24 protein-coding genes and 1 riboswitch are annotated in these 25,900 nt (G+C 52.4%); of the genes, 8 read left to right on the forward strand and 16 right to left on the reverse strand.

Annotation, left to right across the window (positions count from 1 at the left end; genetic code table 11):
- The first annotated feature begins 62 nt into the window (after positions 1 to 62).
- The 4 genes from ACE419_RS08665 (at position 63) to ACE419_RS08680 (ending at position 4,715) form a co-directional block, all read left to right on the forward strand.
- On the forward strand, positions 63 to 1,553 hold the full coding sequence (locus ACE419_RS08665; RefSeq protein ID WP_432646321.1) for an aldehyde dehydrogenase family protein: 1,491 nt from the start codon (positions 63 to 65) through the stop codon (positions 1,551 to 1,553).
- 237 nt (positions 1,554 to 1,790) lie between these two features.
- On the forward strand, positions 1,791 to 2,438 hold the full coding sequence (locus ACE419_RS08670) for an IS607 family transposase (RefSeq protein ID WP_432646339.1): 648 nt from the start codon (positions 1,791 to 1,793) through the stop codon (positions 2,436 to 2,438).
- Positions 2,377 to 3,585 (forward strand): RNA-guided endonuclease InsQ/TnpB family protein, encoded by a 1,209-nt coding sequence (locus ACE419_RS08675; protein WP_435721725.1) that lies wholly within the window; start codon positions 2,377 to 2,379, stop codon positions 3,583 to 3,585. The genes ACE419_RS08670 and ACE419_RS08675 overlap by 62 nt, the downstream gene beginning before the upstream one ends.
- A gap of 197 nt (positions 3,586 to 3,782) precedes the next feature.
- Positions 3,783 to 4,715, forward strand: coding sequence for a LysR family transcriptional regulator (locus ACE419_RS08680; RefSeq protein WP_435721726.1), 933 nt, complete (start codon positions 3,783 to 3,785; stop codon positions 4,713 to 4,715).
- 96 nt (positions 4,716 to 4,811) lie between these two features.
- On the opposite strand, the gene ACE419_RS08685 is transcribed toward ACE419_RS08680, so the two are convergent.
- A complete protein-coding gene (locus ACE419_RS08685) occupies positions 4,812 to 5,369 on the reverse strand; it encodes a flavin reductase family protein (protein ID WP_435721727.1) in 558 nt (185 codons plus the stop codon).
- A 468-nt stretch (positions 5,370 to 5,837) separates the two neighbouring features.
- On the opposite strand from ACE419_RS08685, the gene ACE419_RS08690 reads away from it, so the two are divergent.
- The 3 genes from ACE419_RS08690 to ACE419_RS08700 all read left to right on the forward strand — a co-directional run bounded on the left by ACE419_RS08690 (position 5,838) and on the right by ACE419_RS08700 (position 7,913).
- Complete coding sequence (locus ACE419_RS08690; protein ID WP_435721728.1) at positions 5,838 to 6,182, forward strand: cupin domain-containing protein; 345 nt, start codon at positions 5,838 to 5,840, stop codon at positions 6,180 to 6,182.
- Between the two features lie 218 nt (positions 6,183 to 6,400).
- Positions 6,401 to 7,264: an arginase family protein gene (locus ACE419_RS08695; RefSeq protein WP_435721729.1), complete on the forward strand. Its 864-nt coding sequence runs from the start codon at positions 6,401 to 6,403 to the stop codon at positions 7,262 to 7,264.
- A 109-nt stretch (positions 7,265 to 7,373) separates the two neighbouring features.
- Positions 7,374 to 7,913, forward strand: coding sequence for a TetR/AcrR family transcriptional regulator (locus tag ACE419_RS08700; protein ID WP_432646315.1), 540 nt, complete (start codon positions 7,374 to 7,376; stop codon positions 7,911 to 7,913).
- A 96-nt stretch (positions 7,914 to 8,009) separates the two neighbouring features.
- On the opposite strand, the gene ACE419_RS08705 is transcribed toward ACE419_RS08700, so the two are convergent.
- From ACE419_RS08705 to ACE419_RS08765, 13 genes are all read right to left on the reverse strand, one after another.
- A complete protein-coding gene (locus ACE419_RS08705) occupies positions 8,010 to 8,699 on the reverse strand; it encodes a bifunctional 2-keto-4-hydroxyglutarate aldolase/2-keto-3-deoxy-6-phosphogluconate aldolase (protein ID WP_435721730.1) in 690 nt (229 codons plus the stop codon).
- Between the two features lie 49 nt (positions 8,700 to 8,748).
- Positions 8,749 to 9,303, reverse strand: coding sequence for a 6-phospho-3-hexuloisomerase (hxlB, locus tag ACE419_RS08710; protein WP_435721731.1), 555 nt, complete (start codon positions 9,301 to 9,303; stop codon positions 8,749 to 8,751).
- 34 nt (positions 9,304 to 9,337) lie between these two features.
- Positions 9,338 to 9,961, reverse strand: a complete 624-nt coding sequence (gene hxlA / locus ACE419_RS08715; protein ID WP_435721732.1) for a 3-hexulose-6-phosphate synthase — start codon at positions 9,959 to 9,961, stop codon at positions 9,338 to 9,340.
- The gene (locus ACE419_RS08720; RefSeq protein ID WP_435721733.1) at positions 9,930 to 11,228 is read right to left on the reverse strand and encodes an MFS transporter; all 1,299 of its coding nucleotides are present in this window, start codon (positions 11,226 to 11,228) and stop codon (positions 9,930 to 9,932) included. The genes hxlA and ACE419_RS08720 overlap by 32 nt, the downstream gene beginning before the upstream one ends.
- Before the next feature lie 38 nt (positions 11,229 to 11,266).
- On the reverse strand, positions 11,267 to 12,934 hold the full coding sequence (locus tag ACE419_RS08725) for a PfkB family carbohydrate kinase (protein WP_435721734.1): 1,668 nt from the start codon (positions 12,932 to 12,934) through the stop codon (positions 11,267 to 11,269).
- Positions 12,935 to 13,120: 186 nt separating this feature from the next.
- The gene (locus tag ACE419_RS08730) at positions 13,121 to 14,128 is read right to left on the reverse strand and encodes a LacI family DNA-binding transcriptional regulator (protein ID WP_435721735.1); all 1,008 of its coding nucleotides are present in this window, start codon (positions 14,126 to 14,128) and stop codon (positions 13,121 to 13,123) included.
- A gap of 256 nt (positions 14,129 to 14,384) precedes the next feature.
- Positions 14,385 to 14,912, reverse strand: a complete 528-nt coding sequence (locus tag ACE419_RS08735; protein WP_435721736.1) for a folate family ECF transporter S component — start codon at positions 14,910 to 14,912, stop codon at positions 14,385 to 14,387.
- 96 nt (positions 14,913 to 15,008) lie between these two features.
- Positions 15,009 to 15,106: riboswitch (THF riboswitch) on the reverse strand.
- A gap of 652 nt (positions 15,107 to 15,758) precedes the next feature.
- Positions 15,759 to 17,153 carry a prolyl oligopeptidase family serine peptidase gene (locus ACE419_RS08740; RefSeq protein ID WP_435721737.1) on the reverse strand — a complete coding sequence of 465 codons (1,395 nt, stop codon included), beginning with the start codon at positions 17,151 to 17,153 and terminating at the stop codon, positions 15,759 to 15,761.
- 527 nt (positions 17,154 to 17,680) lie between these two features.
- Positions 17,681 to 17,896, reverse strand: a complete 216-nt coding sequence (locus ACE419_RS08745) for a (2Fe-2S)-binding protein (RefSeq protein ID WP_432646305.1) — start codon at positions 17,894 to 17,896, stop codon at positions 17,681 to 17,683.
- Between the two features lie 42 nt (positions 17,897 to 17,938).
- Positions 17,939 to 19,033: a ParB/RepB/Spo0J family partition protein gene (locus ACE419_RS08750; protein ID WP_435721738.1), complete on the reverse strand. Its 1,095-nt coding sequence runs from the start codon at positions 19,031 to 19,033 to the stop codon at positions 17,939 to 17,941.
- Positions 19,026 to 19,811 carry a ParA family protein gene (locus ACE419_RS08755; RefSeq protein ID WP_435721739.1) on the reverse strand — a complete coding sequence of 262 codons (786 nt, stop codon included), beginning with the start codon at positions 19,809 to 19,811 and terminating at the stop codon, positions 19,026 to 19,028. Before ACE419_RS08755 ends, ACE419_RS08750 begins: the two co-directional genes overlap by 8 nt.
- 435 nt (positions 19,812 to 20,246) lie before the next feature.
- Positions 20,247 to 21,008 (reverse strand): (S)-ureidoglycine aminohydrolase, encoded by a 762-nt coding sequence (gene allE, locus ACE419_RS08760; RefSeq protein WP_435721740.1) that lies wholly within the window; start codon positions 21,006 to 21,008, stop codon positions 20,247 to 20,249.
- Between the two features lie 3 nt (positions 21,009 to 21,011).
- A complete protein-coding gene (locus ACE419_RS08765; protein WP_435721741.1) occupies positions 21,012 to 22,250 on the reverse strand; it encodes a M20 family metallo-hydrolase in 1,239 nt (412 codons plus the stop codon).
- 63 nt (positions 22,251 to 22,313) lie between these two features.
- On the opposite strand from ACE419_RS08765, the gene ACE419_RS08770 reads away from it, so the two are divergent.
- Positions 22,314 to 23,579: a PucR family transcriptional regulator gene (locus ACE419_RS08770; protein ID WP_435721742.1), complete on the forward strand. Its 1,266-nt coding sequence runs from the start codon at positions 22,314 to 22,316 to the stop codon at positions 23,577 to 23,579.
- Positions 23,580 to 23,594: 15 nt separating this feature from the next.
- Here the strand turns inward: ACE419_RS08770 and ACE419_RS08775 are convergent, their stop codons facing one another.
- Together ACE419_RS08775 and ACE419_RS08780 are read right to left on the reverse strand one after the other, a co-directional pair.
- On the reverse strand, positions 23,595 to 24,887 hold the full coding sequence (locus ACE419_RS08775; protein WP_435721743.1) for a M20 family metallo-hydrolase: 1,293 nt from the start codon (positions 24,885 to 24,887) through the stop codon (positions 23,595 to 23,597).
- Positions 24,888 to 24,920: 33 nt separating this feature from the next.
- Positions 24,921 to 25,871, reverse strand: a complete 951-nt coding sequence (locus tag ACE419_RS08780; RefSeq protein ID WP_435721744.1) for an NAD(P)-dependent oxidoreductase — start codon at positions 25,869 to 25,871, stop codon at positions 24,921 to 24,923.
- Positions 25,872 to 25,900 lie beyond the last annotated feature (29 nt).

Here is a 25,900-nt window from a genome sequence, read left to right on the forward strand (position 1 = left end):
AAAGCAAAAAATGCTTTCACATAAAAAATAATTTTTCAATCCAATATATAGGAGGGATTATCATGATTCCAGAGACAAAATTAAACAGTCAGTACGGCCTTTTCATCGGCGGGACCTGGCGTCCAGCGGCCGATGGCAAGACATTTGATTCTTTCTGCCCCGCTACGGGCGATAAACTTGCGAGCTGCGCAGAGGCCACGCCGCAGGATGTCGATGCTGCTGTAGACGCAGCTTGGAAGGCTTTTGCCACGTGGAAAAAGACTACGGTCAAGGAACGTGCAGCCCTTCTCAACAAGATTGCCGACATCATCGATGCACATACCGACGAGCTCGCCCTGATCGAAACTCTCGACAACGGCAAGCCCATCCGCGAGACGAAAAACATCGACGTGCCGCTCTCCGCTGCGCATTTCCGTTATTTCGCCGGCTGCATTCTCGCCGAAGAAGGCTCGGCCACGATGCTCGACAATACGACGATGAGCATCATTCTGCGCGAGCCGATCGGCGTTGTCGGCCAGATTGTCCCGTGGAACTTCCCGTTCCTCATGGCAGCCTGGAAGCTCGCACCGGTGCTCGCCAGCGGCTGCTGCACGGTCCTGAAACCATCGAAGACGACCTCCCTTTCCGTTTTGTACTTTGCCAACCTCATCAAGGACGTCCTGCCGCCGGGCGTGTTCAACGTCATCACGGGCGCAGGGTCGAGAGCCGGCCAGTACATGCTCGACCACAAGGGCTTCCGCAAACTCGCGTTCACGGGCTCCACGGAAGTCGGACTTTCCGTCGCCAAAGCCGCAGCCGAAAAACTCATTCCGGCAACGCTTGAGCTCGGCGGCAAATCGGCGAATATTTTCTTCGACGACTGCAACCTTGAACAAGCCTATGACGGTGCCCAGCTCGGCATCCTCTTCAACCAAGGGCAGGTCTGCTGCGCCGGCTCGCGCATCTTCGTCCAGGAAGGTATTTACGACGAATTTGTAGCAGAGCTTGTCAAACGCTTCAACAAGGTCAAGATTGGCCTGCCGTGGAAAGAAGACACGCAGCTCGGTGCGACCATCTACAAATCCCAGCTCGACAAGGTCCTTTCCTATGTCGAACTCGCCAAAAAAGAGGGTGCAACCATCGCCTGCGGCGGTGAGCAGGCAGTCGACGGTGAGCTCAAGAACGGCATTTTCATGAAGCCGACGCTCATCACGAATGCCACAAATGATATGCGCGTCGCCCGTGAGGAAATCTTCGGACCTGTGGCTGTCGTCATCAAGTTCAAGACGGAAGAAGAGGTCATCAAGATGGCCAATGACAGCGATTACGGTCTCGGCGGTGCTGTCTGGACTCAGGATATCAACCGTGCATTCCGCGTTGCCAGCTCCATTGAGACGGGCCGTGTCTGGGTCAATACGTACAACCAAATTCCTGAAGGTTCGCCGTTTGGCGGCTACAAGCAGTCGGGCATTGGCCGTGAGACGCACAAAGTCATCCTCGAACACTACACGCAGATGAAGAATATCCTCGTCAACCTCTCGGGCCAGCCGTCCGGCTTCTACCCGCAGAAGTAAACATCCGCCTTTCCCACTTATCTTTTTCTCACATACAGCAAAGGCTGCCGCAGGTCCGGCAGCCTTTTGCATTGCGCGAAAACATTGTATAATATAAGCAGGTATTTAATGAAGGGAAAATTTTATAAGAGAAAAGCTATAAGGAGGAATTTATAAGTAACTAATTACATAGATAAATATACACATTTGTAATATAATGAGGATGTGGAGAAAGGATACATTATGAACACATCCAATATTACAAATTATAAACCGAAAGAATTTGCGGAGCTTCTCAACGTGTCAGTCAGAACACTGCAGCGTTGGGATAACCAAGGAATCTTGAAAGCAAATCGTTCCCCTACGAATCGCAGATACTATACTTATGAACAATACCTACAGTTTAAAGGGATCTCCAAAGCTGCGGACACCCGTACCGTTGTGATTTATGCAAGGGTATCGACCCGAAATCAGGCAGATGATCTCGAGAATCAGGTCGATTTTCTGCAAACCTATGCCAATGCAAAAGGCATGATTGTGGATACCATTATCCGCGACTTTGGCAGTGGGTTGAACTATAACCGAAAAAAGTGGAATCAGCTCCTGAACGAAGTCATGGAAGGGAAAGTTAAGACCATACTGGTGACACACAAGGACCGGTTTGTACGCTTCGGCTTTGACTGGTTCGAGAGATTCTGTAATAAGTTCAATACGGAGATTATTGTCGTCAAAAATGAAAAGCTGTCTCCGCATGAAGAACTCGTACAGGATATCGTAAGCATTCTCCATGTATTCTCAGACCGTCTGTATGGCCTGCGGAAATACAAGAAGCAAATCGAAGGAGATGAGACGATTGCTAAAGGCATTCAAAACGGAAATTGCTCCGACAATGGAGCAGACCAATAAGATTATCCGCTCCATCGGCGTCTGCCGCTTCCTGTACAATCAGTACATCGCCTACAATAAGAAGCTTTACCGGATGTATCAGCGTGGCATACTCGACAGCCATCAGAAGCATTTCGTTTCGGCCAATGACTTCGATAAGTATGTCAATCACAAGCTGAAAAAGGAACTGCCCTGGATAAACGAATGCGGGTCCAAAGCCCGCAAGAAAGCTCTTGTCAATGCCGAAGCTGCCTTTAAGAAGTTCTTCAAGGGACAGGCAGGATTCCCGCGTTTCAAAAAGAAATCCCGGCAGGACGTGAAACTATATTTTCCGCGAAACAACAAAGGTGACTGGAAGATATGGCGGCATAAATTGATGATACCGACCCTGAAGCAGGTAAAGCTGAAAGAATACGGGTACCTGCCCGTTGGCATCGCCATCATAAGCGGTACTGTTTCTTATCAGGCAGGCAGATTCTATGTTTCTGTTGTGGCAGATGTCGATAAGAAGTCCAAATACAACAACGATTTGGAGGCATCCTACCATCCGCAGGACGAAGGTGTAGGAATTGATTTAGGTATCAAGGATCTGGCGATTGTCAGCAATGGCCAGTCCTTCAAAAATATCAATAAATCTTCAAAAGTCAGACGACTGGAGAAGCAGCTGAGAAGGATGCAGAGGCAGCTCAGCCGGAAATATGAGTTTCGAAAGAAGAAAGGCGGTGTACCTGCTGCAGCCTCTGCAAACATTGACAAACAAAAAATCAAGGTGCAGAAACTTCATCAGCGGATTGAACAAATCCGCGAAAACCACGAAAATAAGGCCATCCACGAAATCGTGAAGCAAAAACCAAGCTTCATTACCGTGGAAGACCTGAACATCAAAGGCATGATGAAGAACATGCATCTCGCAAAAGCAGTTGCGGCAGAACGGTTCCATTCGTTCCTGTCGAAACTGAAACGCAAGGCAGAAGTTATCGGCATCGAAGTGCGAGTCGTGGGCAGGTTTTACCCAAGTTCCAAAACCTGCCATGCCTGCGGGCACATTCACAAAGGCTTGAAACTCAAAGACCGCGTGTATGTCTGCCCAAAGTGTGGCTATACGGCTGACCGCGATCTCAACGCTGCACTCAATCTGCGGGATGCAACAGAATATCGGGTCGTTTAAGTCCAAGAACGCCGATATATGTACCGATGGCTAGTCGGGAATTTACGCCTTTGGAGTACAGAACCCCCTCGAGTAGTTGATGAGCTTTGCTCAGAGCCAAAGAGTGTACAATGAAGAAGGAACCGCAAGCCGCGAGGCTGCGGCAAAACATCTTGATATAGACATATTTGTCTATGTTTTAAGTAGCAGTATTTATCATGGAAAGCCGTCAATTTCAGTACATCCGCACCATTGCCGAGACGGGGTCGATATCCCGTGCAGCTGAAAAACTCTATATCTCCCAACCCTCTCTGTCCCAGCTTTTAAAGAATGTGGAAAAGAAGATTGGAGCACCTCTGTTTGACCGCGGCTCCCAGCCTCTGCGCCTCACGACCATCGGCAAAAAATATCTGGAGACTGGGCAGCACATCGCCGAACTTGAAACAGAATTTCATCGCTATGTCGAAGATGAGCTCGGCTGTGCGAAGGGCAATCTCGTCGTCGGCAGCTCGCCATTCCGCAGCACATATTTTCTCGCAGCTTTCCTGCCGCAGTTTCAGGAAAAATACCCCGGCATCCGCCTGCAGCTTGCCGAACACACCTCAAAGCGACTCGAAGAATCCGTGCTCTCCGGCGAAGCCGACCTCATCATCGCCACGCAGCCGGTCGATACCGATGCCTTTGCCTTCGCGGAGCTCTATTCTGAGGAAATGATTCTCGTACTGCCGGCCAACCACGAACTTTCGCAGCAGTATCACCTGCCAAAAGACTGCCAGCAGACTCTGCCGATTCTGCCGATGGAGCTTCTCAAGGACACGCCGTTCATCCAGATGCACAGTGAGCAGAAACTCCACCAGCAGCTTCTGAATATCTGCGCCGAAGCCGGTTTCACGCCTAAAATCTACCTGCAGACGCGCAGCATGGAAACGGCCCTGACGCTTGCAAGTGCAGGACTCGGCGCCACGCTGCTCCCGATGACGCTGCTGCGCGCCTTCAACCCCCAGACAGCCCCCTGCTATGCGGCCCTCCCGACACGCCCCCGCCGCCATGCCCTCATCGCCTGGCGCAAAAAATCCTACCTCTCCCACGCGGCCCGCGCCTTCATCGACGCCCTCGTCAACTACTGCCGCGACAAAGGCGATGAACTATGACATACAAAAGCTCCCGACAACCTGCTCATTTGTCGGGAGCTTCTTATGTTTCAAAAAAATCACCGCGAATACCGCTTGTATGATCTTACTTATTACTTAGGCTTTTAGCTTTATCCCATCGTGAAAGGCCTTGCCTACGACAGGGCCGATGACACGGTAGGTCATGGTCGCGATATCGAAAATAATCGGCTGGAGTTTGTCGTAGTCAACCTTGCCGTCCGTCAGAACGGAATCATCTGCCTGCTCGGCAATAATTTTGCCGACGAGGATGCCCGTTTCGTCATCGTAGCTCTTCATCTCGCATTCGAGCGTCACCGGAAATTCCTCGATGATCGGCGCGTTGACATGCGCGCTCTTATGGACGTGGCAGCCGGCCTTCTCGATCTTGTTGACTTTGCGGCCCGTCTCGACGCCGAAGTAGTCGGCAATTTCGACCGTATCCTTTGTCGCAAAGGCCACCGTGAAGGCCTTCGTCTTCTTGACATTGTCCGTCGTCTTATGCGGTGCGAGGAACAGCGTGATCTCGCCGTAGTCCGACTGCGCGCCCCAGGCCGCATTCATGGCATTCGGCACACCGTTTTCATCGTACGTACCAATGATGAAAACGCCTTCCGGCGCAATGCAGGCTTTCTTCCCTAAAAATTCCGTACTCATTTTACTGGCTTCCCTTCTGTTACTAAGAGTTTTACATCTCTACTTTTGTATTCGACAAAGTTGGAAAAAATCCTTTTGCGACTCAATCACACGACAAAACTTGCATCCTGTGTTACAATACTTTTCAGGAGAGCTTTCATCGCTAACGATGAAACGGAAGAGAGGACCTGGCTGAGCAGAGCCGGGTCCTCTTTCGTTATAAAAATTTTAAAAATACTATTGATATTCATTCTCATATATGCTATATTATCTATAGGCTTTCGTTAGCACTTCTTTTCAAGAAGCGCAAAGCTCTCCTAAGATATAATACACAGCAAATAACCCGGCGTACTGCTCATGCGCCGGGTTATTTGTCAGTTGCGGAAAACGATTGTCAGCGCGTATTTTGTGAATTGTTGCCATGATGACAAACAAAGGCGGTGTTCCGTTCTATGATAAAGACAGAAAAAGAAAGCGAGGTCATGCAACATGAGTGAAATCCTTAGAAATATCCCAAAAGCCGAAGTACTCAAACTGGCTGACTCGGTCGCCTATGCAGACGGTCAGGTCGTGAGCAAGACCCTCATACAGAATGACGGCGTCGGCATCACGCTGTTTGCTTTCGCCAAAGACGAAGGCATCAGCACGCACGAATCAAAGGGCGATGCCCTCGTCGTTGCCCTCGACGGCAAAGGACGCATTACGATTGACGGCAAGGACTACGAGCTCACGAAAGGCGACTCCATCGTCATGCCGGCCAATCACCCGCATGCCGTCTACGGCGTTGAGCCCTTCAAGATGCTCCTCGTCGTCTCCTTCCCGCCGCGCTACTAAATCATACATCCCACCCTCTCCCCTTGATACAGAAATATTCCCGATACATGGCTCGTGTATCGGGATTTTTTTCATTGTACTGCCAAAGTGACTTTTCCATGAAAACGTCACAGATCAGACGTCTGGTAAAAAATGTGACTGGCCGAGCCCCCGAAAAATCGCTATGATGAACTTATCCAAAAAGCACAGCTTGATTCTTGCAGAAATGGAGTGAAAAAATGAGCAAAACCATACGATTGCAGATTGGCGATTGGCAGGCTGGTGCCAAGACAGCGTATTATAAAGGAAGTCAGCTGCTTTCCATGCTCGCGCCCGAAAACCCAAACCAGAAGCATATCGTCGTGCCTATTGATGCCCCGACGGATGTACCGTTAAAAGAGGAAAATGGTGTGACAGCGCAGCAGGCTGTTCTCGGCAATGTGCAGCATGCCAAGGCTGTCATTCGAAAAGAACAGCCTGACCGCATCATCACACTCGGCGGCAACTGCCTCGTGTCGCAGGCTCCTTTTGATTATCTGCATGGCAAATACGGCGAAACTCTCGGCGTCATCTGGTTTGATGCCCATCCCGATATTTCCAATCCACAGATGTTCAATCATGAGCATGCAATGGTCGTGGCCAACCTTCTAGGTGCCGGTGACCCTGTTTTGCATGCGGAAGTTGAGCATCCGCTGCGGCCTGCACAAATCCTTTATGCCGGCCTGCAGCCGCTTCTCGCTTCCGAAGCACAGGAGCTCCATCGCCTTGGCGTAACTTACACGGTACAGGAGCACGGCATGCTGCCGACAGATGCCATCCTTACTTGGCTTAAGCAGCATCATTTCAGCAAAATCGCGATACACTGGGATATTGACGTTCTGTCACCAAACGATTTCCATGCCCAGTATTTTGCCGAGCCTGACGTGCCGATGTTTGCAGGCAGCTCGCATGGCATCAGCACGATCCGCGAGATGAGCGAAAAGCTGCAGGCCATCCAGCAGGCAGCTGATATCGTCGGACTGACGATTGCCGAATACCTGCCCTGGGACGCCATCCGCCTGCAGCAGACCATGCAAGGCCTCGATATTTTCACCAAAGACTGAGGCATTGCGTCGTTGTGATTTTCCTTTTTGGAGTTTCTATCACATAGGATCGGCTGACTTTCTATGAACAAAGCACCTGTGCTATACTAGGCTCAGAAAGGAATTTACCATGAATTGCAAAAAACTCCTGAAGCAGGCGATGATTTCCTGCCTGCAGCAAAAAACCATCGATGACATCACGGTGCAGGAAGTCCTCAATGCTGCCGAAGTCAGCAAGCAGACCTTTTACCGCTATTATGCAGATAAATACGCACTGGGCAATGATGTTTACGATGACTTTTTCACGAGGCCAATTTATCCAGAGACTCCCGCCACGACCATGGCAGAATGGGAAAGTCTGTATTTGAAGCAGTTTACCGCTTTTCGCGAGCACCTGACACTCGTCCAGCATCTCTACAAAAGCCGTGCACAAGGGTGTGCTGTAGAGCACGAAATTCAGCAGACTTTAGAATTTGACCGCGGCTTTCTGCAGAGAAAAGGAATTGACATTCAGGAGCCCTTAATCCAATTTGCCCTTGAAGCCAAAGATGTCAGCGGCACCTACGCCATGCGCAAATGGATTCTGGACGGCATGACAATTTCGGACAAAGAAATGGTTCGCTGGTTCCGTGCCATCCTGCCACAGGTGCTCATTCCTTACTTTTCCTGAAACCATGATTGGCTGAAAAAGTCCAGTACTGGACTTTTTCAAACAGAAAATAAAAAGACGATGTACCAAGCCACGCTGTTTGGTACATCGTCTTTTTTAAGCAACCGGCGTCAGGACAGGCTCTGCAGGCACCTGCCCCAGCGCTTCCTTTACGGCCGCCGTGAATTTTTGGGCCATCCGTTCTACGCCCTGGAAATCACTGTGCTTCGCGGGAGCTGTGAGGCTGCTGCCGGCAGAAACAGCGATGCAGCCGGCCTGCAGCCAGGCTGCGATGTTTTCAAGAGAGACACCGCCGGACGGCATCAGAGGGGCCTGCGGCAGCGGGCCGTGGATGTCCTTAATTGCGCGCGGACCTAGCAGGTCGCCGGGGAACATCTTGATGATATCGGCACCTGCGGACAAGGCCTTCGTGACGCCATCCGGCGTCATGACACCGGGACAGCAGGCTACGCGGTAGAGATTGCAGAGCCGGACCACTTCTTCATCAAAGGTCGGGGAGACGATGAACTTGGCACCGGAAAGAATGGCGAGACGCGCGGAAGTCGGTTCGAGCACCGTGCCGGCACCGATGACAACATCATCTATCTGAGCGTATTTTTTCGTCAGCGTTTCGATGGCCCTTGTTGCCTGCGGCGTCGTAAAGGCAAGCTCGATGATCCTGACCCCGCCGGCAATGCAGGCCTCTGCAGTGCGGATGCCCTCTTCCATAGTGCGGCCGCGCACCACGGCAATGAGTCCTTGCGCTGCAATCTGTTGTAAGGTCCTATATTTTTCAAGATAATGCATGAAGACCATCCTTTTCTTTATAGGATAGAAATTTCACTTAAACTGAGACTCAGGATTCCAGATTGCTGTGCTTCTGGAACGCCGCCTGCTGGCTGATTTTCTTTGCCTCAGCGTATTTCAGGCAGATGGCATCAAAGACAATATGGGCACTCTGGTCGAACAGGGAGCCGAGCGGCTGGATGCTCGGAGCTTCTCCTTCGCGACGGAATTTCGTCGCGGCCGGCACGATGAGAGCCGCATCGGCCGTCTTGGCGAGGTCCCCATCCGGATTCGTGGTCAGGGCCTGTACAAAAACGCCCTCTTCTTTGGCCTTCGCGGCCGTCCAGACGACATGATGCGTGCGGCCCGAGCCAGAAATGGCAACCAAAACATCGCCTTTGGCAATGGACGGCGTGATGGTCTCACCAATGACGTAGGAGACAGCACCGAGATGCATGAGGCGCATGGCAAAGGCACGGGCCATCAGGCCGCTGCGGCCCTCACCAATCACGAAGATGCGCGGCGCTTTTTCCAAGCGGTTTGCCACATTCTCGACATCCTGTTCGTTCATTTTATCCATGACACCAGCGATCTCTGCCAGAATTTTTTTCATTGTATTTTCCATGATGTGAATCCTTCCTATCTTTCTATTTACAGCGTTATTTGATGAGGCTGCGCAGGGCTTTTGCTGCAGCGCGCGGGTCTTCCTGCTTCGTGATGGCCCCGCCGATGATATAGACCTCAGGGGCAAGACGGGCAGCGATGGTGCCAATCGTCTCTTTTTTAATGCCGCCGGCCACGGCCAAGCGGCGTCCCTGCCAGGAAATATTCTCTGCAGCTGCAGCCTGCCCGTGTTCCTGCACATCCTTGCTCGTATGCAGGCAGAACACGGCATCTGGGAAAGCATCCCTCAGTTTTCGCTGACAGTCCGGCGTCGTGTTGAGCAAATCGATCATATAGTCTTTTTTGCGTTTCCGTGCTTCTTCTGCCACGAGCTCAATCGTGACCTCAGGGCCGCAGCCCATGACCGTAATGACGTCTGCGCCGGCATCGTAGGCAATCTTTGCCTCGTAAATGGCGTTGTCGATGGTCTTCGTGTCCGCTAACAGAACTTTGTCAGGAAACGCCTGACGAAAGGCCCTGACACTTGCCATGCCAAATTCTTTCACGAGCGACGTGCCGATTTCCAACCAATCCACTTCGTCGGCTGCCTTTTGGGCGATTTTTAAGGCTTCTTCAATGGAAAAGCGGTCAAGCGCGAGTTGAAATTTCGTTGTTGTCATGATTCAGAGCTCCTTCTGCTGTCGTTTTTTTTACCGTAAAGACGCGGTACGTGATGGCCGAGGCGATGAGCAGCGAGCAGGCCATGAAGATATAGGAGGCACCGTAGCTGCCCGTATAGCTGTTGAGCAGGCCGACGAGGAAAGCACCGACAAAGCTGCCAAGTGCGCCGAAGCTGTTGATGAGGGCCATGGCACCGCCGGCAACGTTCGACGGCAGCATCTCCGGGATGAAGGCGAAGAACGGACCATACGGTGCGTACATCATGCCGCCGGCCAGCACGAGCAGGACATAGGAGATGATGAAGCTGGAGCTGCCGATGAGGAACGAGCCGTAGAAGGCTATGGCACCGATGAACAGGAACGGCCAGACGAAATCGCGGCGGTTGAGGAGTTTATCCGAGAAATACGAAGCGGCGACCATGCCGATGATGGCGAGGAGATACGGAACGGAGCTGAGCCAGCCCGTCGTGACGATGTCCATGTTCGGAGCCGATTTCAGGATGGACGGCAGCCACATCATGAAGCCGTAAACGCCGATGCTCCAGAGGAAATACTGTGCGCAGAGTGCAATGACTTTTTTATTGCGGAATGCTTCGCGGTAATTCTTGACCGGCTTGATGCCCTTCTGTTCGGCTGCCAGTTCTTCTTCAATGGCATCGCGTTCTTCTTTTTTCAGCCATTTTGCCTGACGCGGGTGATCGTTGACCAGTTTATACCAGACAAACGCCCAAATCAAGGAAGGAATGCCTTCGATGATGAACATCATGCGCCAGCCAAAGAGATGAAGGAAATAGCCCGAAACGATGGACATCCAAAGGACGGTGACAGGGTTGCCGAGAATGAGAACGGTATTCGCGCGGGAGCGTTCTTTCTTCGTGAACCAATGGCAGAGGAAGACGAGCATGGCCGGCATGACGAAACTTTCGACTACGCCGAGCATGAAGCGGACAATCATCAGCTGGGTCGGGTCCGAAAGCATGCCCGTAGCGGCAGCCAGGAAGCCCCAGAGAATCAGCGAGACAAAAACCAGTCTTTTCGCGCTGCGTTTTTCCGCATAAGCAGCACCCGGGACCTGGAAGAAGAAGTAACCGAGGAAGAACAGTGCACCGAGCAGCGAGGAAACGGCCGGCGTAATCATAAGATCCGAGGCCATGCTGCTGGCTGAACCGAAGCTGAAGTTTGCGCGGTCCAGATAGGCCAAACTATACGTAATGAATACAACAGGCATCAAACGATACCATCTTTTTGCACTTAAAACCTTTGCCATGGAAATCTCATCCTTTCATTTTTCCCTAACCCCTATTTTCAGGCAATCCTGGCGTAAACGGCATTCATATAATCTCGAAGAACCGGCCTTGTCGGCAGGCCGTCGCTGTCGCCGGGGAACTGCACGGCCAAAGCGCCAATCGCATTGCCGCGCTGCAGTGCCTCAAGCTCCGTACAGCCTTCCAAAAGAGCGCTGACCGCGCCGACGGCAAAGCCATCGCCGGCACCGACCGTGTCGACCACCTTGACGTTCTGCACACCCGGCATCATGCCGCTGCGTCCGTCTTTGGCCTTGAAGAAGGCCCCTTCCTTACCGAGCTTGATGATGACGAGCTTCACGCCGCGTTTCAGATAAAAGTCGGCGATGGCCTCAGGCTCTTTGAAACCAGTAAGGATTTCGCCCTCATGGATGCCCGGCAGAAACCAGTCGGCAAGGGCCGCGGCTTCATTCGTGACGCGAACCATCTCTTCGCGCGAAGACCAGAGATTCGGACGCAGATTCGGGTCAAAGCTGATGCTTAGGCCCGCGGCTCTCGCGGCCTTCAGCATCTGAAAGCCGTACTGCCTGGTGTTTTCGCAAAGAGCCAGCGGAATGCCCGTGGCATGCAGATGGTCCATGCCCATCAGCATATCCGTCATGCCCTCACATGGGATATGGCGGAAGGCCGCGAATTCGCGGAAGTACTCGACTTCGGGGTCTCCGTGTGTCGTATGCGATTTCAGCTGAAAGCCCGTTGGCCATTTGTCATCGGTAGAGACAAAATTCATATGGATGCCTTCTTTTGCGAGGGCCTTCTTGATGAAGCGTCCCAGCGAATCCCTGCCGACGCGGCTGGCAAAATACGATTCGTAGCCCAGACGCGCCATGCCGGTCGCAACGTTCGTTTCCGCACCGGCCACGAACTTGCGGAACATCATCTGGTCGGCCAGATCGCCTTCCGACTGTGCCGTAAACATGACCATCGGTTCACCAAATGTCAGGAATCGTTTCATTTTCTTCTCTCCTCTCAACTGGCTGAGCCAGAACTTACCTTCTTTTGCGGGGTCCTGCAGCGGAAATTCCACAGCGGCCAGCGCGTGCCCGCGGCAGCGGCTGAACCAGACATCATCTGCTTTCACCGGGATGCTGTCCCAGCCTGCCGCTTTTTTCCGAACCCCTTTGATATGGACGTAGGTGATGTATTTTTGCAGCATTGCATACGCTTCATCTGCGGACTCCCCTACGGTCTGCCAATTGCCCGTGTCAAACGTCATGGCTGCAAGCCCCTGCGGCAGCTGCAGGAAGAAGCGGGCAAAGGCCTTAGCAGTGCCGCCATGCAGGGCAAGTTGGCTGTTTTCCACCAGCAGGCGGCAGGGCAGCTTCTGCAGGATGGCGACAAGACTTTTTGCATCCATCTGCTCCGGCGGATTGCCCAAGCCGAATTTGATGAAGCCAGCACCAAGGCTCTTTGCTTCTCTGGCATAAAGCTCGAAATCCGGATTTATCCTGCCGTCCTGCCAGAAATCGGCTGGTACGGAATAAACGACGGGACTTAAGTTTTTTTCCCGAAGCAGCCGGCCCGCCTGCTGGAATAAGCTTTCCTCAGGTTCCAGCCGCTCACGCCGGATTTCAATGCCATCAGCGCCCAGCGCTGCAATTCGTTCGATGTCTGCCTTTAGTCCGGCCTGATCAGGAAAAATCAAGGTCGGGAGAATCAATCTTGTCAAGAGAAACCCTTCTTTCTAAATCATTCAGAAATCGATTAACGCAATCGATTAACAAACAGGATAAAAATAAAATTCGAAGTGATATTCGAACAAATACGCGTTATTATTATTTTTTCGATGCTATAAAAGATTGTGACAATTTATAGCAATCGATTAACAAAGAGGGGAAAAAGAAGCAGCTCCGTATCAGAGGGAGTTGCGAATCGTCAAAGTACAGGGAAGCTCCTGCAGCGCGGGTGCAAGCCCCGGCTGCCCGATGCGCTCCATCAGCCTTTTGACGCAGGCACAGCCCAGTTCATAAGAGGGTTGATGAATGGCTGTGATATCAGCGAGTTCCATCCAGTCCCAGTCATCGAAGCTGCCGACACCGACATCGCGGGGATACTGCACGCCAAGTGACTTCAGGGCTTTTAGAACCTGCAGGGTCATCACGCCGTTGCTGGTCAGCAAGGCCAGCCTGCCGGACTGATTCAGAAACCCTTTCAGCTGTTCTTTTAACAAGTCGGGCTGCTTGAGGTCGATGACGTATTCAAGCGGCTCCTGCCCGAAGAATTCTCTGCTGTACGTGTGATAGGCCTGACTGCGCCGTATGCGGGTATCGAAGTGACGCAGCGGCGCGGTGAAGTACCCCACACGCTCATAGCCTTTTTCCTTCATACAGAGAAGCATCTGCCTGATGGCTGCATCATCCTGTGTCCGGAAGGCGTCTAAAATTGGCGGATTGCCCAAAGGACGCTCGGCAAAAATGACGGCCGCGCCTTCCCTGGCAAGTTCCCGAAAGAAGGCTTCGTTCTCACCGGACTGGTGCACGATGATACCATCTACCTGTTGGTCCATCATGGAACGAATTGCACTGCGTTCCCGATGAGGATCTTCATCCGTGTTGGCCAGGGTCATGGAATAACCATGCTGACGGCAGGCATCGCTGATGCCCTTGGCGAGAATCGAAGAAAACGGATTGGCGATATCGGCCACGACAAACCCGATGATCTTGCTCTGCTGCATCTTGAGACCGCGGGCCATCTTATTCGGACGGTAGCCTGTCTCCTTGATGATGCCGGCGATCTTTTCACGGGATTTTTCCGACATGTATTCGTACTTGCCGTTCAGATACCGGGAAATCGTCGTCGTTGAGACATTTGCCCGTTTGGCAATATCCGCAATGGTGATGCTGTCTTTTTTTCCTCTTGGCAAATCTCTCATCTCCTTAGCAATCGATTTACGCAATCGATTAACATCGTTTACACGTATATTACACCACAAACGAAGCGAATCAGCAAGAGCGAAATACATGTAAGAAACAAAATATCATCCTATATCCTTCATTTTTCAAGCTTTTTCTCTCATTATCTTCTATTTATTATTTATTATCGTGCAAACCGAAACAATATTGTTCATTATCATTTCTTTACAACAATGGTCAGCATCACCATGCCGCTGCTCCCTGTATTCATTTGACGGCCATAGCCTGTGGGAACTGCTCGGGCAGAAAGCGCACGAGCGGACGATATACGGCGAGGAAAAGTCCGACTTCCATTGGATAGCAGATGATATTCTTGATAAGGCGGCTCAGAAAAATCGCTGAAGCTGCCTTATGGTAGAAGATAGTCAGCCAGAGCGTGTTGAGCCCCAGATGGATGAAAATCATGACAAGGAAAAACGGCACGCAGGCGCGCCAGATCGTCACGCGATGACGATGAAAAAACCAGCCATAGACAAATCCTGTCAGAAAACCGGACACGAGAAAGCCGGGGAAAAAGATGCTTGTGCCGAGCAGGGCCGTGCCGATAAAGTCAGTCGCTGCCGCCACGAGCCCTCCCTTCCACGGGCCGTACATCGCGCCGTAAATGGCGATGGGCAAAAAGCCAAACGTCACGCGCACAAACGGCGTCTGGATGGCGAAAACATACGAGAACAATACGGCCAGAGCCACCGATACACCGGCATAGACCATGGCCTTCACGGAAAATTTGGACATAAAAAAAGACCTTCCTTTTGAATTCCCGATTCATTAAATCGAGGATCTCTGCAGCGTTGCCGCAGCAAGAAAAGCCTTTTTGATTTCCATATCTGCAGCAGCGGGATGCAATGCCTGTACCGCGGCTTTTAGCCTTCGTCCAGATGTCAACTCCCCGTTCATCCGGCACTTTACGCACAGGCACTTACTCTGCTTTCTATTTTGTTTTTGCATCGATGTGTTCAGTATAGCGCAATCGGCGACAGGAAACAAGTCCGTGTCTGACCAGCTGACAACCTTCTTTCTGTTATTTTGCTAGAGTTCCTCTGTTCTGAAAGTCAGTCCGTCGTGAATTTCCCGAGCAGGCAGAGCGTGAACATAATGATAATACCCCAAATTACGATAGCCATGATAAATTCCTCCTAAGAAAGCTAGAAAGTTCTCTTTTTCACTTGAGAACGTTACAGATGGTTACAAACTGGTCAATTGGCTCAGGCCAGCTTCTTTTTTGTCCTATGAATCCCGTCGCTTCTTATCTTGCAGCGATGTTTCTGCCAATGCAAAGAACAAACGCGATCATGATTCCCCAAATTACGATAGCCATGATTTATCCTCCTATTTATCTCATCAATTTTATTTGTTCATATTATAACATACCATCCGATAAAGTCCAGAGGTATCACGCATATTTGTTAAAAAAATAACAATAGGTAACAAGCCGATGGAATCGAAACAACGAAACAAAACAAGCAAATTTATTGAAATTTAGTGATAATTCATGCGTGTGTATATACAAACAGCCCTGTCCTACTTTTTTGTGTAGAACAGGGCTGACTGTCAAAATGCTGCTGATGCATTTTCTCATGTTTATGAATTTTTCACGGGCGTGCCGTCCTTGGACTGGCTGAACAGCCAGTCGCGGATGGCTTCGATGTTATAGGCAAAGGACCATGTATACATGTGGTTGCCGCCGGCAAAAACCGTGTAATTGATATGGGCATTCTGTTTTTCGAGGTCTTTAACCTGCTGGTTAATGGTAGAAAGCGGGGCTTTGCTGTCCCAGAAGGTGTCGTTCTTCGCGACCTTTGTGCCGAGGGCCTCCCATTTAGCCACGGCTTCATCCATGCCTGGATGCGCCTTGGTATCGCCCTCGCAGACCGTGATCCAGAGGTTCTTGTCCTTGAGTACTTTCATTTCGTCCGTATTCCACTGGCAGGCCACGAGCCACTGCGCGGCGAAAAGGTTCGGATATTTGTCACTCAGAGCAATGTTCGTCATGCCTCCCTGCGACTGGCCCGTGCCGTAAATGCGGTTCGTATCAACGGCATAATTGTCGATGACGGACTGCAGGGCGTGGGAAACGAGCGTCAGCCCCGGTGTCCATGTGTTGCTGTCGGCCGTCAGCATGCCGATCTGATTGATGAGATCATCCGTGTACTGCGGTGCAAAGACGATGCAGGGATGTTTTGCCTGCGCCTCCGGCTCCGTCCAGACCGTCGCACCATTGCCCTGGAAAAGCGGCGTCGCCGTCACATTAATATCCGCGCTGGCATCGGCCACAAAGAAGAGCAGCGGATATTTTTTGCTGCTGTCGTAGCCTTTTGGCAGATAGATATTGCAGGGCAGCTGATAGCCCGTCTCTGGGTCCGTGTAAGTGAACTGCTGGAACTGCTCGATTTCCGGCTCCGAGACGCTGCTGCTCGTCACCGTTTTGCCTTTGGCATGGTAAACCGTGCCGTCAATGGCCTTGATGTCCTTGAGCTGCTTAACTTTCACCGTAAGGTCCGGCAGCTGGCGGTCCGAATGCATCGGGGCATCCTGCTGCATCTTATCGCTATTTCTCTGCGCGCCAGCAGCCATCTTTTTCTCATGCCCCGGCTGTTTGGCAAGATCGCCATCATAGACCATATTCGTATGTGCAAGCTTCAGGAGTACATAACGTCCCGAGACTTTATTTGGTGTCGGGTTCGGCGTGACGTTTGTCGTGACGCTCTCAATTGTCTGACCCTCCACACTGAAATCATCTGCGGAAAGTTTCGTTCCATCAATAGCCTTTGGATATGTGACCACGGCAAAGGCTGGTTTCTCACCATCACCGTAGACTCTCGCGATGACCGACACCGACTGGATGCCATTCTGCGCCGTTGCGGGTGTGGTGACAGCCGCTGCTGCCTGGGCCGTCGGCTCCGCCTGCAGTGCACCGCTAAACAAGACCCCTGTGGCAATGCCGGCACAAAGTGCCGCTTTTTTCCATTTCTTCACGATAAGTTCCCCTTTCGCATAAAAAAAGACGCACTTCGCCAAGGAAGATGCGTCGATTTTTTTCGCCATACTGCGGCAGCCAAGCTGCCGTTAAATGGTCAGGCTCCAACACAGCCCGTATGTCATTATGACGATAATATAGCACAACAAGAATAGGAATCCCCTGAAAGAAACATGAGATTTTCCTAAAGAAAATACCGCTGCATCCTGCTGAAAACGCAGGAATGTTTTTTAGGCAAAGCAAAAGCCGCTCAATCTGTTTCGACTAAGCGGCTATTTGCTTTCTGTTTGTTTGTCCATGTAATTCTTACCGCATGAACCAATTAACGGCCCATCGGACTCGCCTCCCTGCTGTGCTGGAAGTGATATTCACAAGAGGTAAGAAGTCATTTCTCGTTGACCTTTGTCTATGACTTTCTTCCTTTGTTTAATTGTATTATAGCAGGAAGGTGTAATATTGTCAAGTTTTTGCTAAAAATTTCTCGATTTTTTGTAACATGGGTATGTACTCAATGGACAAACAAAAATCAACTTTTTGTCTTCGCCGGCAGGTCATAGTCCTCCGGATAGCGCTGAATATCCTCGACCATATGCGTGATGAACTCTCTGCACTTGCCGCAGCCCGTGCTGCAGCCCGTCTTGGCAGAGACTTCATCAAAGGTTTTGGCACCGGCTGCCACGGCATCGACGATATCGCCGTAACTCACACGGCGGCAATGACAGGCAATCTTATCGCGTTTCATAAAAACCGCTTCCCTTCTAAGAATCACAGCATCACAGTTTTCTCAGTTCTTCAGCATTTCGCGAATGACCTTTTTCGTATGGTCGGAAAGGTTGTCGGCCAAATCCAGCGTCTGCTCCATGAAATCCTTAAAAGCCTGCACCTCATCGTGATTGACAGCAAGAGGCACGAAGTCAAAGTCGCTGGGCTTTTTGACTTTCGTTGAGAACACGTACTGGTATTTTTCGAGCGGCTTCTTCGCCTGCGCGAAAATGGCATCGACATCCTCGGGCTTTTCTGCCTGCTTGAGCTCCTGACGCATGGCAGGCTTGAGTTCAAGATAATACCCCATCTCATAGATGTATTCCTGCAGTTCCTGCGGAACGTCGCAGAGCATGTTCGCCGCGGCCTGCGAGATTTTACGCTGGTCGTAGGCATCGAGGAGTTCAGGGATGAGTTTTTCAAGTCGGCGGTAGAAAAAGACCGTCGCGCGGCTGACGCCAAATAACTTGGCCACGGCCGTGTTGACGTCAACGCCGGAGCCGTAGAAGGCCTCTTCTTTCTCGAGCAGGGCCATCTCGCTGTAGCAGTGAATGCGCACGGCCGAATTTTCCTTGGCGCGCTGCGCGATATTCGTCAGAATGACGATGCGGCGGGCCGTCGGTTCCGTGATCTGGTCGTGCTTGTAGACCTTGCAGGGGATTTTCTTGTACTTCTCGTCCTGCGTGACTTCGTAAAGTTCCTGATAAACCATGCGGCGCGTGTGGCCGCCAAGAATCATGTATTTGCCGTCTTCCTGCTCCCAGACCGTGCAGGGATGCCAAAGGCCGTATTTATAGACCGACTGGAAAATCAGGGCATACTGCTCGGGGCTCGGTTTGCCAAAGAAGTTCCACTCATCGGGAGCTGCTTCGAGCTTGTCGATGTCGATGAGCTCCTCATGATGAGCCGGCAGCAGGGAGTCCACGCGGTCTTCCTGTCCCTGTTCGTCCTTTGCGGGAGCCGACACAGGCTTGGCCATCAAGGCCTGCAGTTCGGCGAGGCGTTCCGGCGAGATACTCGTCCCAGCTTTCTGCGTAGGAGCCGACGACATGGCGCCGACATCATCAAATACCGGCGTCTGCTGTGCGGAAATGGAGAATTTCTGTCTCTTAGCCAATGCGGTTCAATACCTCCTCTACGAGTTTCGAATAAGCACGCGTCGCTTTGCCCGAAGGATAGGCTTCCGTCACAGGCAGATGACGCGCTTCGGCTTTATGCGCATCCTCCGAATGGGGGACAATCGTATCGAGAATCAAAGGCGCGTATTTCTGACGGATCTGCGGCACATAGTCATGGGCCACGGCCGTGCGCATGTTGATGGATTCAAAGAAAATGCCGGCCACGCGGAGATCCGGATTCGAATTGCGAATTTTTGCGGCATAGCCAAGCACCGTATCGACGCCGTCGACGGAATCGTCGGCAGCATTCACAGGAATCATAAGGTACTGCACGGCCCGCATGACCTGCGCAATCTCGTTGTCGACGGCCGGACGGCAGTCAAAGATGATGTAATCGTAAAAGCCGCTGAGCTCCTGCAACATGATTTTATACGCGTTGATGCCGAGCATGACGGCATCGAGCAGCGTCTTCGTCGTCGCCGTGTAGCGGTCGTCATTCGGGATGATGTCAACATTGGCATTCTGCGTGGAAAGCGTAAATTCCTTCATCGGTTTCGGATTGTCCGAAAGGATGTTGAGGACAGCCGAACTCAGCTGCACATCGCCGCGGTATTCCTTTGGATGGTAGCCAAAGCGTTTCGAGAGATTGCCCTGCGGGTCCGCGTCGATGAGCAACACGCGGTAATCGCGTCTGCCGAGGAGATCCGCAAAAGCCGCTGCGGAAGTCGTCTTGCCGACGCCGCCTTTGTGGGAACAGAATGCAATAGTCTTAGCCATAAAAATAGATGCTCCTTCTCCGCCGCTTTCCAGCACGCGGCTTCTATACTTTTGAACCACTAACTGCAAGGCCTCATCGAGAAGCGCTGTCTTCTGCCTGCCCATGGCATCTGCCACCACGCAGAACTTTTCGTAAAGCACCTTCGATACCGACGATGAGAATCTGGTCCGAGGATTGTTTCGGGACATGAACGCCCATCCTTCCCCTGCTATCGGATAATTGAAAACTTTTTTAACTTTTTCGGTACAAAACTATCATACAAAAATTATATCACCCGCCTGTGTCAAACACAACCGCCTAAGCGAAAAATGAACGTGAAAAGCTGAAAAAGTCCAGCGCTGGACTTTTTCAAAAAAATAAGACCTGCCGAAAGGCAAGGTCTCATTCCTAAATACTTGCTAATATTCGCTTGTCACCTGTCAGACAGGGAAAGCTCAGAGCAGCACGTCGCGGTTGCAGTCTTTCGAATAGATGTAGGCAAACGGCTCGCGGCCAACGCCGTAGGCGCCCTGTGGGACGTACGGACCGAACCACATGAAATCGCCCTTCTCGATTGGCAGCCACTGCTGTTCCATGATGTACATGCCGGAGCCCGTCAGGACATAAGCGCCGTGCTCCTGTACGTGCGTTTCAACGAAGGAATGGCAGCCACCCGGTTCAAAGGAAAGGATTTGCATATTCATGTCAAAACCGAGATCATCCTTCGGCAGCAGGTCCTTGATGCCGACATTATCCATGCCTTCATAGACTTCATACTTCATCTCGTTGACATTGCCCGTGACGATATGGGCTTTCGTGCCGGCAAGCGGGATGTATTTCTGCTTGTAGAATAACAGCTTCGTGCCATCCTCTGCCGTGAAGTCAACACCGTACTCTGCCGGAGCAAAGAGGTAGCCGCCGGCCGTCAAATCATAGACATTGTCGCCGGCCTTGACTTTAGCGCTGCCATTGACTACATAGATGAAACTCTCAACGCCTTCCTCGCTGGCCAGCGGCGTCGCCGTATGGCCGTCCTTCTGTGCCGTGATGATGTACTGGACGAAGCTGGCGCCCATTTTCGGCGAAGCGACGATGCTGACGCGGCAGCCCTTGATGGCTGGGATGACATTATTGACGAGCCCGCCTTCCGGCAGCACGGCCCAAAGGCCTGGTTTTACAATAGCACGGGTGGAAAGGGGATGTTCTGGGTAACTCATAATTTATTCGCTCCAATCTTCTAACATGTGAATCACAACACGGACAGCACGCGCGAAATCTTCGGGCTCGCTGTATTCTTCTGGGCAGTGGCTGCGTCCGTCCCGGCTTGGGACAAACAGCATGGCTGCAGGCACCCTGCGGGCAATCGGCAGGGCATCGTGGCCGGCGCCGCTCGCCAGGGCCATATAGGGGATATCTTCTTCTGTCATGGCCTCGCTGAGGCGTGCCATGAGCGTTTCATCCATCTTGACGGGGGCCACGGTCAGCTTTTCCTGCGTCTTGACCGCAAGGTCATTTGCAGCAGCTGCTTTGTGCAAAGCGTCAAAGCATGTTTCCACAACCTCATCGCGGACAGCAGCGTCAAGGCTGCGCACATCGAGAGTCAAATGAACAAAAGCTGGCACCGTATTGACCGTCCCCGGCTTTACCTCGCAGACACCAACGGTCGCGACAACGTCAGGAGCAGCGCGCTCCGCAGCGGCTTTCTGTGCCGTCAGGATAAAGGCGGCGGCCGCTGTCAGGGCATCGGCGCGCATCGTCATCGGCGTCGTGCCCGCATGGTCGGCGCGTCCCGTGATCTCGATATCAAAACGCCGCATGCCGACAATGCCGGTCACAAGGCCAAGAGGAAGCTCCGACTGATAAAGCCTTGCTCCCTGCTCAATATGGATTTCCAGAAAACCCGCGATATTTTCGACGGGCCAGACATCTTCTGCTATTTTTTCAGGGTCATAGCCAAATTTCTGCATAGCCTCATAGCAGCTGAGGCCATCTGCATCGCAGTAGTTTTTAAGTTCCGCGGGTTTCAATTCACCGAGCAAAGCCTTGCTCGAAAGGAAGCCGCCACCAAAACGCACGCCTTCTTCATCATTGAAAGCGACAATTTCCAGCGTGAAGGGCAGGGTATTCGGAGAAAAATGACGTGCAATCTCAATGCCGCAGACCACACCGGCAATCCCGTCGTAGGCACCGCCTTCGACGACACTGTCATAATGCGAGCCGATGATAAAGCGTTTCTCGCTTTTCCCCGGCAGAAAGCCGTGCAGGGCACCGCTGTGATCGCGGCAGGTCGAAAGGCCTGCTTCTTTCATCATTTTTTCCAGGCAGACAAGGGCATCTTCCGCTTCTTTCGTAAAGGGCAGCCTCGTCACGCCTTTTTCCGTGGCAGAATAATGGGAAAGCGCAGCGAGCTCCTGCTGGATGCGCCGGGCAATACTGCCAACCATTTGTTCTTCTAACATCACATGTATACCTCCCATAAGCCCTTCTACATGGTATAATTATCGCAAAAGGGGGAAATTCTCATGCCTACGATATCCTGGCTCATCAAGGAGAGCGGGCTCAGCAGCCTGCGCCTCCTGACTGGCCTTTCCCACGGCGAACAGATCATCCGCAGTGTCAACGTGCTCGATAATCCGGACGTCCTGAAATGGTTCCAGAAAGATGAATTCATCCTGACAACAGGCTATGTCTTTAAGGATTCACCAGAACTGCAGAAAAGCATCATCCGCAATATGAAGGAAATCGGCTGTGCGGGCCTCGGCGTTAAAGTGCGCCGTTTTTTCCGCACCGTGCCGGTGCCGCTTCTCGAAGAAGCCAGCCGCCTCGACTTTCCCGTCGTCGAGCTGCCTTTCTTCTACGGCTTTTCGACGATATCCCAGTGCATCTTTGAAGAGATTTACCGGGAGAAACTGCGCGGCGAAGGCGTCGATGAGCTGACTTCGGACGAACATCCGGCAGCTGCAAGTGCGGAAATTCCGGATCCCGATATCAGCCTTTCCGGCGGGCAGGGGCGTGCTTATTTCCTGCAGGCCCTGTTCCACAGCCGCGGTCGGCGCGGCATCAACGAGCTCAAGTCGCTCTGTGCCTTTTACGGCTTCGACTACCGCAAAGCCTGGATCTGTCTCGCCATGCCTTTGCCGGATGACCCCGACGAACGCCGCAAGCTTCTTCCCATTCTGCAGGAAAATATTCCCCAGCATGTACCGGAAGGGGCCACGCTTTTCCTCTGCCACAGCGACAATCTCTGTGTCTTCTTCCTGCTGTTTCCCTCAAGCTGCCATCGCCTGCATGCCATGCATGAAGTAAAGCACGCTATGCAGGAATTGAAAGAAGACCTCAAGGCTAAGGGAATATCGCTTCCCATCGGCCTCAGCGGCTGTCACCGCCGTGTCGAAGACCTTGCCGAAAGTCTCAAGGAGAGCCTGCGCGCCATGAATCTCGCGCGCGAACTCGGACAGGACGGACCTGCCGACTACCTGACGCAGCTGCCGCTCCATTTCCTGAGCAATCAGCCGGAGCCTTCGCATCTCGCGCTGCTCCTGCGCATGAACATCCTGAAGCCCCTGCTTGACTACGATGCGGCCAACGGCGCGGAGCTCGTTGAAACGCTCAAGGCTTATTTCCAGCACAATTACAACGCTGCCGCAACGGCCAAGGCCCTGTACCTGCACCGGAACACCATGACAAACCGACTGGAAAAAATCCGCGAACTCCTCGATACGGATTTCAGCAATGCCGATGAGAATTTCCTGATTTACTTAAGCCTGCTTTCGCATGAGCAGGAATAAAAAACATTGCAGACCTTATTCATCGGCCAGAGCATAGAGGGCTCTTGCGAGGACATCCGTACCGGCTGCGATGTCTTCAAAATCTGTCCATTCCTGCGGGCTGTGGCTGATGCCGTCACGGCTCGGCACGAACAGCATGCCGACGGGGGCAAATTCACCGACGAGCATGGAATCATGAAAGGCGCCGCTGATGGTCTTCATGTACGGGATGCCGAGTTCTTCGGCTGCTGCTGTGAGTTTTGCCTGAATCTCTTCACTGCAGGGCATCGGATGATCGTCGTTGTATTCCCTGCCCGTGAGTTTCACCTGCCGCTTCGCGGCGATTTCCTCGAACTTGCCTAAGATTTTCTGGGTGAGTTCTTTTTTATGCGCGAAACTTGCGTCACGCACATCGAGGGAAAAATCAACCTCACCGGGAATGACATTGACGGCTCCCGGGATGACATTCATGCGGCCAACCGTAGCCGTCGCATAGTCATCGGGACCCAGGGAAGCTTTTGTCAGTTCCTCAGCTGCGAGCGCCATTTCCGCGCTGGCCATCAGAGCATCGCGGCGGCGTGCCATGCTCGTACCGCCGGCATGCGACTGACGGCCCGTGACCTTGAAATCGTAGACACTCGGCGCGCAGATGGTCCTGACGATGCCGAGTGTCTTGCCTTCGCGCTCGAGTTCACCCGTCTGGTCGATGTGGAGCTCGACCGCTGCTTTGACATCGCCGCGGCGGACAGGGACTTCATCGAAATGATCCACTGGGAAGTCGAGGGACTGCAAGACTTCATAGAGGCTTTTGCCATCTTTATCCTTGAGCTTCTTGGCTTCCTCAGCGCCTAATTTACCGGCCAGAGCACGGCTACCGAGACAGCCGAGGCCAAAACGCGTCGGCTCTTCGGACGTGTAGACGACTACGACAATGCTGCGTCTCGGGCGAAGCTGTGCTTCCTCCAAAAGGCGAATGGACTCAAGCCCCGCGACCACGCCGCTCATGCCATCAAACATGCCGGCATTGAGCACCGTGTCAATATGAGAGCCCGTCCAGATTGGCGCAAGCACCGGCTCCGTACCTTCGTACGTGCCGAAGATATTGCCGGCCGCGTCCTCGCGGATGCTTAAGCCCAGCTGCTGCATTTCCTGTTTGATGTAATTGCGGGCTGCGACTTCAAGCTCCGTAAAGAGCACGCGCGTCGTGCCGAATTCCGGTGTGGAATTAAAATGATTGAGATTGCGCAGGATGCGCTCGATATTGGCAGCACTGGCTTTTGGCAGTAAATCCGTCTGGAGGCTGTCTTCCTGTTCATATGCCAGATTCATGCGAATGACCTTCTTTCTGCTTGTTATCTCCTATCAGCCCATGACGTTCTGCGGCTGGCCCTGCAGATACTTCGAAACATTTTCAAAAGCGATGACCGCGCGCTTTGCAAGAGCTTCTTTCGTCGCAAAGCCGACGTGCGGGGCAAAGAGCGTATGCGGCGCCTTCAGGAGCGGATTGTCAGCAGGGATTGGCGGCTCACCGTCAAAAACATCGATGCCGGCAGCAGCAATCGTGCCGTCAGTCAGAGCTTTGGCAAGGGCTGCTGTATCGACGACAGGACCGCGCGCCGTGTTGATGAGAATGGCCGAAGGCTTCATCAAAGAGAGCTCTTTCTCGCCAATCAGGCCCTTCGTTGCTGCCGTCAAAGGCACATGCAGCGAAACAATGTCGCTTTCCTTTAGGAGCGTCTCAAGGTCCACCTGCTCGACACCCTCGATGTCTTTCTTTGAACGGTTATAGCCAAGCACTTTGCAGCCAAAAGCCTGTGCGACCTTGGCCGTCTGACGGCCGATCGCGCCGAGTCCGACCACACCGAACGTCTTGCCGGAAAGTTCGAGCCCCAAGAGCCCTGCTCTCGTTTTGCCGCTGCGCACCGCTTCATCGCAGGCCGCGAGTTTGCGGTAAATGCCGATGGCGAGGCCGAAGACGAGCTCGCTGACGGCTTCATTGGCATAGCCGGAGCAGTTCGAAACGACGATGTTCTGCTCACGGCAGTAATCCATGGCCACATGGTCGACACCCGTAAATGCTACGCTCAGGAACTTTACGTCCTGACCCTTAGACAGGGCATCTTCGCGCAGCGGCGAGTTGGCCAGCATGACAAGCGAGGCATCCTTGAGCCTTGCAGCCTGCTCCTCTGCGTCTTTGGCCTTCGTCTCGTAATAAACCATCTCCACATCATCGGGCAGGTATTTTTCTTTGAGGGCCTGTGCCTCATCTGCAGAAATACCGATTGGCTCGATGATGACCAATTTTTGACTCATGATGATTCCTCCAAATCCTTACATATCTT

This window comes from Mitsuokella apri, assembly GCF_047974105.1.
GTDB lineage: Bacteria > Bacillota > Negativicutes > Selenomonadales > Selenomonadaceae > Mitsuokella.